At 72.6% G+C, this 14189-nt stretch carries 10 protein-coding genes; all 10 read left to right on the plus strand.

The genetic code is table 11. The features are described 5' to 3' along the window. The first annotated feature begins 522 nt into the window (after positions 1-522). Complete coding sequence (locus QT196_RS03810; protein ID WP_290354331.1) at positions 523-1986, plus strand: amino acid permease; 1464 nt, start codon at positions 523-525, stop codon at positions 1984-1986. Between the two features lie 132 nt (positions 1987-2118). Further along, complete coding sequence (locus QT196_RS03815) at positions 2119-3099, plus strand: hypothetical protein (RefSeq protein ID WP_290354332.1); 981 nt, start codon at positions 2119-2121, stop codon at positions 3097-3099. 177 nt (positions 3100-3276) lie between these two features. Continuing rightward, positions 3277-3714, plus strand: coding sequence for a hypothetical protein (locus QT196_RS03820; RefSeq protein WP_290354333.1), 438 nt, complete (start codon positions 3277-3279; stop codon positions 3712-3714). Positions 3715-3816: 102 nt separating this feature from the next. Further along, complete coding sequence (locus QT196_RS03825) at positions 3817-4047, plus strand: hypothetical protein (protein ID WP_168477527.1); 231 nt, start codon at positions 3817-3819, stop codon at positions 4045-4047. Between the two features lie 127 nt (positions 4048-4174). Then, positions 4175-5203, plus strand: a complete 1029-nt coding sequence (locus QT196_RS03830) for a zinc-dependent alcohol dehydrogenase family protein (RefSeq protein ID WP_290354334.1) — start codon at positions 4175-4177, stop codon at positions 5201-5203. Between the two features lie 185 nt (positions 5204-5388). Further along, entirely contained in the window at positions 5389-7053 is a 1665-nt protein-coding gene (locus tag QT196_RS03835; RefSeq protein WP_290354335.1) for a BBE domain-containing protein, read from the plus strand. A gap of 75 nt (positions 7054-7128) precedes the next feature. Further along, positions 7129-7509 carry a CU044_2847 family protein gene (locus tag QT196_RS03840; protein WP_168477533.1) on the plus strand — a complete coding sequence of 127 codons (381 nt, stop codon included), beginning with the start codon at positions 7129-7131 and terminating at the stop codon, positions 7507-7509. Further along, positions 7509-9647: a trypsin-like peptidase domain-containing protein gene (locus QT196_RS03845; protein WP_168477535.1), complete on the plus strand. Its 2139-nt coding sequence runs from the start codon at positions 7509-7511 to the stop codon at positions 9645-9647. The genes QT196_RS03840 and QT196_RS03845 overlap by 1 nt, the downstream gene beginning before the upstream one ends. Further along, positions 9644-10597, plus strand: coding sequence for a MoxR family ATPase (locus QT196_RS03850; protein ID WP_168477537.1), 954 nt, complete (start codon positions 9644-9646; stop codon positions 10595-10597). The genes QT196_RS03845 and QT196_RS03850 overlap by 4 nt, the downstream gene beginning before the upstream one ends. Positions 10598-10600: 3 nt before the next feature. Beyond that, positions 10601-14014, plus strand: coding sequence for an SAV_2336 N-terminal domain-related protein (locus QT196_RS03855; protein ID WP_290354337.1), 3414 nt, complete (start codon positions 10601-10603; stop codon positions 14012-14014). The last annotated feature ends 175 nt before the right edge of the window (positions 14015-14189 follow it).

Consider the following 14189-nt stretch of genomic DNA (forward strand, 5'->3'; position numbering starts at 1 on the left):
CCCCAGGGCCGAACTCACGCTAGGGCGCGGGCGGTCCAGGACATCTGTTCCGTAGGCCAAGGCTCCGCCGACGGCGTTGTCCGTCCGCACCAGCACCGTCCCGCTGCCCGCCGCGACGGGCCCGGCGAGCCGCCGGCGCCTCCGGATCTCCCCGTGCGCCCCGGGTGCGAGCCCTTCGTTCCGGCCCTCCGCATTAGCCGAACGGACAGCCATCGGGGGCGAATTTGTCCGCTCTCACAAATACGCCGCCGCGCACCGCCACATACGCTTACGCAAATCCCAATCCGGACGTGATGCGGCTCACCTCTCACGAGGAGGACGAGCAATAGCGCGGCGGCGCAAAGAAGCGCTCCCCCACCCGCGCAGGCATCCGAAGGCCATGGCCCACTCGCTGCGCCTTCGCACATCGTCAGGGCCACGATCGCCACCACCTGCACCCGGCCCTCTCGTGCGTCCCCGTACCGAGGCGATCCCAGCAGGCACCACATGCATGACCCCTCCAACCCTCAATGGATGTCGAAGATGACTACACCTCCCCCCAGCCCCGTGGCCGCTCCGCCCGCTCCGCCGGGGCACGGGCAGTCTCCGCAGCAGTCAGGTCTTCAGTCGGGCCTCAAGAACCGCCATCTGTCCATGATCGCCGTTGGTGGGGTCATCGGCGCCGGCCTCTTCGTGGGTTCCGCCTCCGGCATCACCGCGGCCGGCCCCGGCATCCTGCTGTCGTACGCCCTGGTCGGCGCGCTGGTCGTGTTCGTGATGCGGATGCTCGGTGAGATGGCTGCCGCCAACCCGACCTCCGGCTCGTTCTCCGCCTACGCGGACCGGGCGCTCGGCCGCTGGGCCGGATTCTCGATCGGCTGGCTGTACTGGTTCTTCTGGGTCGTGGTGCTCGCCGTGGAGGCGACCGCCGGTGCCGCCATCCTCACCAGCTGGGTCCCGGCCGTCCCGCAGTGGGCCTGGGCGCTGATCGTGATGGTCGTACTCACCGCCACCAACCTCGCCTCGGTCGCCTCGTTCGGTGAGTTCGAGTTCTGGTTCGCGGGCATCAAGGTCGTCGCCATCGCGGCCTTCATCGTCATCGGCGGTCTGGCGATCTTCGGGGTGCTGCCCGGTTCCGACAACGCGGCCACCGGCTTCGCCAACCTCACCTCCCATGGCGGCTTCCTGCCGCACGGCCCCAGCGCGATCCTCACCGGTGTGCTGATGGTCGTCTTCTCCTTCATGGGCAGCGAGATCGTCACCCTCGCCGCCGGTGAGTCCGAGGACCCGCAGCGCGCGGTCACCAAGGCCACCAAGAGCGTCATCTGGCGCGTCGGCATCTTCTACCTCGGCTCGATCCTCGTGGTGGTCTCCCTGCTGCCGTGGAACGACCCGTCGATCGCCAAGAAGGGCTCGTACGTCGCGGCCCTGGACACCATAGGTATCCCGCACGCCGGCCAGATCATGAACGTCATCGTGCTGACCGCGGTGCTCTCCTGCCTCAACTCCGGCCTCTACACCGCCTCCCGGATGGCCTTCTCGCTCGGCCAGCGCGGCGACGCCCCGAAGGCCTTCGCCCGGACGAACTCCCGAGGCGTCCCGCAGGCCGCGATCCTGGCCTCAGTGCTCTTCGGCTTCATCGCGGTCGGCTTCAACTACGTCTGGCCGACCACGGTCTTCCAGTTCCTGCTGAACTCCTCCGGCGCGGTGGCGCTGTTCGTCTGGCTGGTCATCTGCTTCTCCCAGCTGCGGATGCGCGGGATCATCCTGCGCGAGAACCCCGACAAGCTGGTCGTCCGGATGTGGCTCTTCCCGTACCTGACCTGGGCGACGATCGCGATGATCTCGTTCGTGCTGGTCTACATGCTCACCGACGACAGTGAGGGCGGCGGCCGGATCCAGGTCGTGCTGTCGGTGCTGCTCGCCATCGTGGTCGTCGCGGTCTCCCTGGTCCGCGAACGGCTCGGCCGCGGCGCCTCCGAGAAGGAGGCCGTCACCTCCCGCTGACCGAACGGTCTGCCATACGGGCAGGGGTATGCCTATGCATACCCCTGCCCGTAGTCTCGCCTGAGCGCCACTCCCGGTAGCGCCCCTGCTCAGCTCCGTGTCCGACCCACCAACGGAAGGCCCCCCGAACAGATGCCCGTCTTCAGACGCCGCAAAGGCAGCCTTCCCCGCCTGGTCCCCGAGCTCGACGACCGCACACTGGGACAGGTCCGGCGCCGCGTCGAGACGTGCTGGTCCCGCGGGTCGCTCGACACCGCCGTGATGGCCTCGATGGCGGACGTGATCAACGAGGCGGACCAGGACTGGGACCGCAAGGCCCACCGGCTGGCGGTGCTCGCCCGGGCCGCGGGGCGGTCGCTGCCCGGCATCTGGCGGCAGCACAACCCCCAGGACCAGAACGCGCTGCTGCTGCACGCCTGGTCGGATCTGATGCAGGCCCGGCAGGAGGGCTCCGGCGTCGATCTGTACGAGACCCGGGAGACCTGCCGGCTCGCGGCCGACATGCTCCCCGCCGACCCCACACCGTGGACCCTGCACCTGGCCACGCTCCGCCTGGAGCAGCGCCCCTCCACGGAGCTGTCGGCGATCTGGCGCGAGATCAAGGCCCGCGACCCGTGGAACCGCGAGGCGCACCTACAGGCGCTGGGGTACCTGTCGCCGGACGAGTGCGGCTCCAGCGCACTGGTCCTGGATCTGCTCGACGGTGTCCGCGCCGCCATGCCGCCCGACGCCCCCGCCGCCGGGCTGGAGCTCACCGCGCTCATCAGCAGCCACCAGCGGGCGGTTGGCGGCGGCGGCCTGATGGCCGTCGGCGCCGGAGAGATTTGGCGGCGGCCCGACGCCGCCAAGGCCCTCGACCATGCGGCGCACTACTGGCCGGGCCCGGGGTTCCTGACCCACGCGGCGGCCCTGGCCGATCTCAACCTGCTGGCGTACGCCCTGATCAAGGCCGGCCGGACGACCGAGGCCGGGACCGTACTGCGGGCCACCGGCGGCGTGGTGACCCCCTGGCCGTGGAGCATGGACGGGGACGCGCTGGAGCGGTTCTCGCACTACCACGGCCGCTATGCGACGAGCGATCCCGACGGCGGTTCCACGGGCCGACGGCGCTGACGGATAGCACCGACACCGGCAACCCACCACGGGCAGAGCGGACATGCGTACGAAGCACGGTGCGCGTGTTGCGGGCAGATAGCCGGAACGGGTGGTTTTGTCGGCTCTTGCGGCCTATCTGGCGTGCCCTCACCCCTTCCAGGGGATCCCCTCCTGGAAGAGGGTTGGGAGATTCGCATGCGCCACACCGTCAGCACCGGCCGCTCCGCGGCAACTGGCGGCCGGCGCGTGCTGGTGTTGCTCGCGTTACTGGCCCTGCTCCACTCCGCACTCACCACCGGCTGCCCCGAAGCCCTGCTGACCGAGGCCGGTTGCCGTCTCCAGAGCGGCCCGCCCGCCGTGACCGTCCCGGCCGGACGGCCCTGTCTTCCGGCAGGCCCGGTGCTGGCGTCCACCGAGGGCGACGGGAAGCATCCGGGCAGCGGCGTCCGGCACAAATGCGACGCCTCGGCCTGCCATCTCCGCCATCAGATCCCCACGGGCGCCGGAGGCAAAGCGCTCGGGGACGCCCTCGTCGAGGAGACCATTGGCGCGTCGGAGAACGCCTCCGCCACGGCTGTCGTCACCGCCGCCGCCCCCGCATCGCCGAAGCGCGTGGCCATCCTGCGCTGCTGAGCGAGCCCGGCCGCATCCACCCACCCCTCCCCGCACCGGGGCCCGGGGCGACTGCGGCCTGCCGTCATCAGCTCTCGGGACCACCACCGCAGGAGATCCGGCATGCCCCTCGACGTCTTTGCCGCTCTTGGCGCGCTCGTCCGCGCCGAGGCCGCACGCAACCGCACCAAGCCCGCGAAGCCCCCCACGGACCAGCCTCCGGCACAGCGCTCGCACAGCCCGGCACCCCCGCCGGTCGAACCGCCGGACACCGCAGCCGCCCCCGCTCCCCCCGCCAAGAAGCGACATCCGCTCGCCAGGCTGATGCAGAAGCTGACCACGCTCATCGGCTGAGCCGGGCGACGGGCCCCCGGCGGCCCGTTGCCCGTGGGCGCCGCCGCGCGGCGCACCCGGCCGGGCGGCGGCGGGCCCCGGCGGCGCACCGTTTGTCCGGCCCCCCGGTCGGCGCCATCCTGGAGCCATGGCCCCCGATTCAGGCCCGGACACCCTGTCCGGGTGGGCCGTCCGGCAGCCCGGCCCGGTTGCCTCCGGGCCGCTGACGCCGGTCCGCCGCCCGGCTCCCGCGCCGGGCCCCGATGAGCTGTCGCTCAGGGTGGAGGCCTGCGGTGTCTGCCGTACGGATCTGCACCTGGCGGAGGGCGACCTGGCCCCGCACCGCCCGTCGACCGTGCCGGGCCATGAGATCGTCGGCCGGGTGACCGCCACCGGCGCGGCGGTGACCCGGTTCCGGGCCGGGGACCGGGTGGGCGGGGCGTGGCTGCGCGGTACCTGCGGAATCTGCCGCTACTGCCGGGCGGGCCACGAGAACCTGTGTCCGGCCTCCGTGTACACCGGATGGGACGCCGACGGCGGCTTCGCCGAAGCCGCCGTCGTGCCCGCGGACTACGCCTATCCGCTCCCGGACACCGAGGACGCCACGCTGCTGGCGCCGTTGTTGTGCGCCGGGATCATCGGCTACCGCGCGCTGCGCCGCAGTGCGCTGCCCGACGGTGGCCGCCTCGGCATCTACGGCTTCGGCGCCTCGGCGCATCTGGCCGCGCAGGTCGCCCTGACCGAAGGGGCCACCGTCCATGTGCTGACCCGGTCCGGGCAGGCCCGTGAACTCGCCCTGGAACTGGGCGCGTCCTCGGCCGGCGACGCCTACGACCGGCCGCCCGAACCGCTGGACTCGGCGATTCTCTTCGCGCCGGTGGGCGACCTGGTGCCGGTGGCACTGGAGGCGCTGGACCGCTCCGGAACCCTCGCCGTGGCCGGGATCCATCTCACCGACATCCCGCCGCTCACGTACCAGCGCCATCTCTTCTACGAGCGGAACCTGTGCAGCGTGACCTCCAATACCCGGGAGGACGGCCGTGAGTTCCTGGCGACCGCGGCGCGGATCGGCATCCAGGTCACCGTCAGCCGCTACCCGTTGAGCCGCGCCCCGGAGGCGCTCGCGGATCTGGCCGCGGACCGCGTGCACGGGGCGGCCGTGCTGACGCCGGGCTGACCGGAGGCGAGGCGGCGGAGACGAGGCGGCCACCAGGCCGTGCGCACCTACGGCGGGCGTCAACCCCGATCCACGAGGTGACGCCTTTCGAGTACTCGCAACGCCCACAATCGTCACGGATAGTAGTCACCGGTTACGCAATGCTGTCGGTTCGCGGGTTCGAGCGTGAGGACGAGAGGAGCCACATGGCCGTCGAGCAGATCCAGGCCGGAGTCGAGTGCGGGATCGAGGTGGGCCGGGGCGACGCCCGCTACGAGGCCCTGCGGAGAGGGTTCAACCAGCGCTTCATCGCGACACCTGACTATGTGTCAGTCGTCAGCTCGACGGGTGAGGTCGTCGCCGCGGTCAACAAGTATCTAGCGAGTCACCGTGCCGACGAGGATCTCCACCGGCGGCTCACGGTCCGCTCGGGCGGCCACTGCTACGAGAACTTCGTCTGCGGCAAGGACGTGGGCGTGATCGTCGACATGGGGCAGCTGGACCGGGCCTACCTGGACCAGGAAATGGGCGCGTACTGCGTGGAGTCGGGGGCGAACAACTGGCATGTCGCCACGCACCTCTACGCACCGTTCGGAGTGGCGCTGCCCGGCGGCTCCTGCTACTCCGTCGGCACCGGCGGCCATGTGGTCGGCGGAGGCTACGGACTGCTGTCCCGGCAGCACGGGCTGACCGTCGACTATCTCTACGCGGTGGAGGTCGTCGTGGTCCGCGACGGGCAGCATGCGGAGGTCGTGATCGCGCGCCGCGACTCGCCCGAACCGGAACTGCGCGAGCTGTGGTGGGCCCACACCGGCGGGGGCGGCGGGAACTTCGGTGTGGTCACCCGGTATTGGTTCAAGGGCCTGCCCGAGCCCCCCTCCCAGGTCCTGCTGCACGCCGTGGCGTGGCCGTGGGAGGAGTTGCTGGAGCGCCCGGAGCGCCTGAAGTCGCTGGTGCGCAACTACGGGCTGTTCTTCGAGTACGAGAACACCACCCGGCTCCCGGCGTCCCTCCGCGGCGACTACAGCGATATGTTCACCCTGCTGAAGCTGAACCAGCGCGCCAACGGCAAGGTCGGTCTGATCACCCAGCTCGACGCCACCAGGCCGGACAGCGTGGAGCGGCTGAACGCCTTCCTCGACTGGATCACCCAGGATCTGGACGTCGAGCCCACCCCCTTGGACCGGCGGATGGGTGAACACGCCCCCATGTGCGGCCTGGTGGTGCCGACCCGGCTGCCCTGGCTCACCGCCACCCAGACGCTCAACGGCTCCGGCGACAACCAGTGCGGCAAGTACAAGTCGGCGTACATGCGGCGCGGTTTCACCGAAGCGCAACTCGACGCCATCTACCGCCACTTGTCGACCGAGGACTACGACAACCCGCAGGCGCTGCTCCAGGTCGACTCGTACGGCGGCGCGATCAACCTCCCCGACAGCGGTGCCACCGCGGTCTACCAACGCAGTTCCGTACTCAAGCTCCAGTACCAGACGTACTGGAGCTGGGATCAGGACGCCAACCACGACGATGTCACCGACTATCTCGACGCCGAGATCGACCCCGCGATCGCGGCGCCGCATCTGCGCTGGATCCGTGAGTTCTACCGCGACGTCTACCAGGACACCGGTGGAGTGCCGATCCTGGCGCCGGCCGACGCCCCGGCGGGCGGACAGCCGGAGCCGGTGACCGACGGGTGCTACATCAACTACCCCGACACCGACCTCGACGACCCCGAGTGGAACCGTTCCGGCGAGTCCTCGCACCGCCTGTACTACGGCGACAACTACGCGCGCCTACAAGCGGTCAAGGAGCACTGGGACCCGCGCAATGTGTTCCGTCACGCCCAGTCCATCCAGCCGTACACCCGCTGACCGCGCCACGGCGGTCCGCGGGGATGTTCCTTCCGTTCCGCTGCCGTGAGCACGGCCGATCGGCACAATGGAGGGGTGCCCCAATTCTCGGAATTCAGCCTCGCCGACGGAACGTCGGTTCGTCTCGAACTGGCCCCGGTGGCCGCGGCCGCACCCCCGGCGCAGTCCCCGGAGGCCGACCTGCCGGACGGCATGGGCCCGACCGTGCCGGTGGCCCGTGGCGGGGCGGCGGCCGGAGCCGGTGCCGTCGCGGCGATGCGGACGACGCTGCGTCCGCTCGGGCCCCTGCTCCAGGAGATCCACGACGCGGTCACCGCCTCCGAACGCCCGCCGAGTGAGATGTCGGTGCAGTTCGGGGTGCAGGTCGGCCAGGACCTCAAGTTCGGCATCGTCGGGGCCAACGGCCATGCGAGTCTGACGATCACGGCGACCTGGCAGCCCCAGCGGGCGGAGTAGTGGGCTGGTTCCGCGCCGTATCGGGCAACGACGATCCGGCGGATCCCCGGTTCCGGGTGGCGTCGGTGCTGGATGCCGGGGACGGCAAAGCGGCGGGCGCTGCCGTGGTACTGACGCCCCATCACCTGCTCACCTGCGCCCATGTGGTCAATGACGCGCTCGGGAAGGAGCTCTTCGACGACAGCCGGCCTGAGGGGCTCACGCTGCGGGTGCAGACCCACGGCCCGTCCGGTGCGCAGCTGCACGAAGCGCAGACCGTCCACTGGATCCCGCCGCGGCGGCTCGACGGAGGCGACGGTCCGCCGGGCCGCGGCGAGCTGGAGTGGGCGGGCGATCTGGCGGTCCTCAGGGTCGGCGCCGCGTTGTGCTGCCCGGCTCCGCCGGAGTTCCGGCGGATGCGGGTGGGCCAGTCCGTGCGCGCCTGGCACGGCAGCGCGCTGAGCGGCTCGTACGCCGATGTCCGGGTGAAGACCTGTGACAGCCGGGTCGGTTACCTGGACGGCGCGCTGTCCGGGATGGCGATCGGGCCCGCCTACAGCGGCGGCCCGCTGTGGTCGGAGGCCGAGGGCGCGGTCGTGGGACTCGTCGCCGCCTGCATGCTGCCGCCCGCCGACCAGGGTTACGATTCCCGGCATGTCACCCGCCGCAGTTGGGGCATCCCGTGGCAGCGGATCGAGGCGGAGCTGCGGGCGGCCGGTGCCGGGGCCCTGCTCGACCGGCCGGTGTGCGACGACGATCCCGCGCAGGCCGTCCTCGCCGATCTGCTGGCGAATGTGCTGCCCGCGCCGATGTTCCGGGCCGACTACGCCAGGGCGGTCGCCGAACGCTGCGGTCTCGGGCACCCCACGGACGGGTCCGCCCCGTCTCCGGAGGAGTTCGCGCGGATCCTGGTGACCGAGGAGCGGGCGCTGGCCGCGCTGACGGAGGCGCTGCGTTCCAGGGACCCGGGAGCCGTGACCGCGCTGATCGCGGCGGGGAAGCTTTCCGCGGTGCCCCGGCTGCTGTCGCCGCGGGAGCACGACCGGCTAGTGGCCCTGCTGACCGGGCTGCCGGAAGAGCTGGTGGACCTGCTGCCGGAGGCCGTACGGGCCGCACTGCCGCTGGTCGCCGAACTCCCCTGTGACGCCGGGTTTCCCGCGCTGCTGGGGAGGCTGGAGCAGCTCTCCGGCGACAGCCGTTCCGGCCCGGGCGAACTGCGGGTGCCCGGCCTGCTGCGGGCGGTCGAATATGTGGCGGTGCTGTGTCCCGCCCCGGAGCGGGCCCGGCTGCGGCTGTGGGCCGACGGTGTCGCCGCCCGGCTCGGCCTCCCCGCGTCCTCGCTGCGGGAGCGCCGTGCCGACGCGGACGAATGGGCTCTCGGGCGGCGCCGGCGCACCCGTCCACCGAGGCTGCTGGTGCATCTGGTCAAGGCCGGTACGGACGCCTTCCATCTGCGCCTGTGGAGCGATGACGGGATGGGCCCGCACCGGGCGCCGACCGAGACCGGCCGCCGGTACAGCGCGGCCGAGACCGCCGGGGCGGTGCTGGAACTCCTGGAACGGCTCTGCCGGTCCGCTCCCGAGGGCGTCCGGCCGGTCGTCGAGGTCCTCCTCGACCGTGACTGCCTCGAACTCCCCGTGGACGAGTGGGAGTTCGCGGACGCGGACGGGCTGATCCCGGGGGTGCTGGGTGCGGAGTACGCCCTGGTGGTGCACTGCCCGGAACTCCTGCGCCGCAATGAGCGTTTTCTCACCGACTGGCGCCACCGCTGGGAACATCTGGAATCCTCCGGCCCCCTCCGCATCACCGGTCCGTCCACCGGAGTGCGCGAGGTGTACGGCAAGTTGCTCGACCGCCGCGATGCCGCCCGGGTATCGGTCGAGGTGTCCGCACGGGCCCGGATGGAGATCATCCAGGTGTGTCTGGCCATGGGCGTTCCCGTCGTGCTGTGGGACCGCGGTCCGGCGCACGAGGTCTCGCATGCCGTCCAGCAGGTCTCGGACGCCCCGGCCCGTGCGCTGCCCGAGCAGGTCCGTTCCTACCGCGCCAAGACCCTGCACCGTCCCGCCGACCATCCGGGCCGGCCCGTTCTCGCCTGGGCCGATCCCGACCGTGCGCTGCCCGAACTCCAGCTTTCCGAACCCACGGAGCTCTTATGAACGCCGAACCGGCCACCGACTGGCGGCTGTTCCAGGGAGACGGCACCCAGCGCCGGGTCACCCTGCCGCAGGCCCCGCCCTGGCGCCGGTTCGGCGGCTCGCGGCGCGGCGCCGCCGGGCCGCTGCCGTATCTGATCGCTCCGGAGCACGCCGACGTGGTCAATGCCGCGCTGCATCTGCGCAGGCCGCTCCTGGTCACCGGCCCGGCCGGCACCGGCAAGTCCTCGCTCGCCCGGGCGGTCGCCCATGAGCTCGACCTCGGTGAGGTGCTGCGCTGGCCGGTGAACAGCCGGGCCCACGTCCAGGACGCCCTGTACCGCTACGACGCCATCGGGCGGCTGCGGGAGACCACCCTCAGCCGGGACCGCGGGGAGGCCGAGCCCTCCATCGGCAGCTTCGTCCGCCTGGGCCCGCTGGGCACGGCGCTGGTACCGGGCCCGCGGCCGCGGGTGCTGCTCGTCGACGAGCTCGACAAGGGGGACGTCGATCTGCCCAACGATCTGCTGACCGTGTTCGAGGAGGGCGTCTTCGAGATCCCGGAGCTGGCCAGGCTGCCCGAGGCGCAGTCGGTGATCCAGGTGCTGGCGGCCGACTCCCAGGACCCGGTCACGGTGGAGCGGGGCAAGGTGCTGTGCACCGAATTCCCGGTCGTGGTGATCACGAGCAACGGGGAGCGGGACTTCCCCCCGGCGTTCCTGCGCCGCTGTATCCGGCTGGATCTGCCCACTCCCGACGAGGAGCGGCTGCGCGCCATCGTGGCGGCCCACCTCGGCGACGGCTCGCTGGACGGCGTCGAGGATCTGCTCCGGTCGTTCCTCCAGCGCCGCGGTCCGGGCGAACTCGCCACCGACCAGCTGCTCAACGCCGTCTTCCTGCGCGCCGGCGGCGTCGATCTGGACGCCGACGGGCTGCTGGACGCCGTGCTCCACCAACTCGGCGGGACCGTCTGAGCGATGACAGGGGGAACGGACCGGCTCCGGGAGGTGCTCGCGGTCTTCGCGGGGGCCGGTGTCGAGCTGGACCGGCACTCCCTGCTCGACGCGCTCTGGCTGGCCGGACGACTGCCGACCGGGCCGCAATCGGCGCCGCTCGCACGGGCGTTGGGCCCCGGGCACCGGTCGGTGGCCGGTGAGCCGTGCCCGGAGCCACCGCCGCCGCCCCCGCCGGACGACAGTGCCCTGGCGGAAGCGGAGCCCCCGGACGTCCTGCCGCTGGACGACCTCGGCGGCGATCTGCACGCCGCACCGGAGACCGGGACGGCGCCGCGGCCGCCCCGGCGGGAGTTCCCGCTGCCGCCGAAGACGAGTGCGGCGATCCCGCTGCGGGTCCCGGAGAACAAGGCGCTCCTCGGCGAGCTGGGCATCGGCCGCGCCCTGCGCCCGCTGCGCCAGCGCCGGGCCACCACCCGTATCCAGGAGTTCGACGAGGCGGCGACGGCGGCCGCACTGGCCGAGAGCGGGCTGCCCGATGTCGTGCTGCGTCCCGGGCACGAACGCTGGCTCGACCTCGCGCTCGTGGTGGACGACGGGATGTCGATGCTGCTGTGGCGGCGGCTCGCCGTCGAGTGGCGGACGATGATGCAGCGGGTCGGGGCGTTCCGCATGGTCCATGTGCACGGGCTGGACACCCGCGGGCCCGATGCCCCGTTGCTGCGCGGCCGCCCGTTCGACCCGGACACCACCTCGCTGCCGCCGGCGGTGCTCGCCGACCCGTCGGGCCAGACCCTGATCCTGCTGCTGAGCGATGGGATGGGGGCCGCCTGGCGGGACGGCCGGATGCACCGGGTGCTGGGGCGCTGGGCGGCGAACGGACCGGTGGCGGTGCTGCACGCGCTGCCGCCGCGGTTGTGGAGCGGCTCCGGCATCCAGGCCGGCCGCTGGCGGGTGACGACGCGCCGGCGGGGCGCCGCCGGGGCCTCGTGGAGCGTCAGCGATCCGGTCCTGCCTGCCGACCTCGCGCCGTTCCACGGGCTGCCGGTGCCGGTGCTGGAGACCTCCGCGGGCCCCGTCTCGGCCTGGTCCCGGCTGCTCGCCTCGACCGGCGGCACGGTCCAGCTCCCGCTGCTGCACGCCCCGGCCGGACGCCCCGTCGTTCCGTCCGGCGACGGTACGGACTCCGTGCGGCACTTCCGCGCGGCGGCCTCGCCCGAGGCATACCGGCTCGCCGCGCATATCGCGGCGGTGGCGCCCGCTTCCGTGCCGGTGATGCGGCTGGTGCAGTCCGCGGTGCCGTGGTCCGCGGACACCGCCCATCTGGCCGAGGTGTTCCTGGGCGGGCTGATGCACCCCGTCGAGGCGCCGGTGGCCGGTCCGCTGCGGGACCAGCACCGGATCTTCGACTTCCCCGAGGGAGCCAAGTCGGCGCTCCTGGACGCGGTGTCCACCCCCGAACTCCTGCGCACCGGGCGGCACATCGGCCGCCGTCTGGAGCAACTGGCCGGGCGCTCCCCGGACTTCCCCGCCTGGCTCGCCCATCCGGACGGGATGGATCACCTCCCGGCCGGCTCGCGCGCCTTCTCGTCCGTGGAGCGGCGGCTGATGGCCCGGCTCGGCGCCTCCGTACAGGTGGCGCCACCGGACGACGACACGGAGCCCGCGGGCCCGGACGGCTGGCGCCCCCTCACCTCGCGCGATCCGCGGCGGCTGGGCCCGTACACCCTGCACGGCCGGCAGCCCGGCGCGCGTTCGCTCGTGTACCTGGGCCGTGATCGGCACGGCAAGGAGGCCGCGGTCCGGGTGATCAGGCCGGGCGCGCCGGACGAGGCGGCAGCGATGCTCGCCACGGAGGCGGAGGCGCTGGGCCGGATGGCCGGGCAGTATGCGCCGCTGCTGCTGGCGACGGGCCCGCGCGATGAGCCGCCGTGGCTGGCCATGCAGCTCTACCGGCCGTCCGGGCAGGACCAGGGCGGGCCGCCGCCGCAGCTCAGCAGCCTGCTGCGGGCCGCCACCGGCTCCCAGCTGCGCCGCGACACCCTGCTGTCCATCGCCTACGGATGGCATCTGGCGAGCGCCGTCAACCTCTGCCACCTCAAGGGGCTGGTGCTGCCCGAACTGACGCCGCAGAGCGTGCATGTCGTCGGGCGCTCCCTGATGCTGACCGGGCTGGGCCGGTGCGGCATCGACGGGGAGTTCCGGGCCCGCGGGGCGGAGGCCGTCCCCACGATGGCGGACAACGTCGAGTCCCTGGGCCAGATCCTGCGCCGGCTCGGGGACAAGCACCATGTCCCGGTGTCCGCGGAGAGCGGGGACATGGCGCTGTGGCAGGGCGACACCTGGCGGCCGTTGCGCGAGATCGTCAAGGCGTGTCTGTCCGAGGACCCGGGCCGCCGTCCGACCGCCGGTGAGGTCGCCGAGGCGTTCGCCCGTTACGTGCCGATGGCGACGGAGCTGCGGACGGGCGGTGGCGAGTCCGGTGGCACGGACCGCACCCGGAGCGCCGCGCACTACTCGTTCCGTCCGGGGCCGCAGATCCCGCTCGACGACGGCACCGCGGCACCCGACCCGGCGGCGGCCGGGCCGTCGCGGGGCGGCGCTCCGGCGCCCCGGCTGGGACGGCGGCGGCTGGGGCCGGAGCAGCAGCGGAAGCTGGAACTGATCCGGGCCCGCCTGCGGTTCAGCTACCGGACCACCGTCGTCGGCGTCGACGGTGAGGTCGGCCGGAGCACCGTCACGGTCGCCCTGGGCTCGCTGCTGGCCGCGGCGCGCGGCGGGCGGGTGATCGCGCTCGACGCCGGCCACGCGGTCGGTGAGCTGGCCGCCCGGCTGAACCGCGGCGGCACCGCCGGTCTGCGCCACAATCTGCTCCGTACGCTGCCCGCGGTCGACAGCTACGAGGCGGTGCTGCGCCACACCGTGGACGGCCCGTCAGGGCTGCGTGCGCTCACCCACGGCCTGGGCCGGACCACGCCGGTTCCGGTGTACGAGGAGGAGTACCGCCGGCTGATGGAGCTGCTGAGCCGGCACTTCTCCGTCGTCCTCGCGGACTGGGCGCATCTGCGGACGGAGAGCGTCACCGACACCGCCCTTTCGATGACGCACCGTCTGGTCGTCGTGGCCCGGATGACCGAGCGCGGTATGGGGCAGACCCAGGCGCTGCTGACCCGTCTCGCGCAGCGCGGCTACCCGGAGCTGGCGGAGCGTGCCGTCCTCGCGGTCACCGGCCTTCCCGGGCCGGACCGGCCGGCCCGGCGTGACGACTTCGCCGAACAGTTCCGCGGCCATCCGGGCGGGATGGTCTTCCTCCCCTTCGACTACCGCCTCGACAGCCAGCGGGACATCGATCTCGCCCGGCTGCGGTCCCGTACGCAGGACGCGTTCCTCGACCTCGCCGCGCTGCTGGCGGAGGACTTCCCCGATCACACACCGTGACCGCCGCGCCGACTAGCTCCCGGCTCCCTGCGTGCCGCACCATGGAGGGAAGACGGTAATTCACGACATATCCGATGAGGCGGTGGCGGGGCGGACGCCCTGGCCCCCGAGGGCGGATACGGCGACCGTGGCTTATGACGACGGCTTCCGGCGTACGGAGGCGGTGCAGGCAGTG

This window comes from Streptomyces sp. P9-2B-2, from assembly GCF_030406865.1.
GTDB classification, from domain to species: Bacteria; Actinomycetota; Actinomycetes; order Streptomycetales; family Streptomycetaceae; genus Streptomyces; species Streptomyces platensis.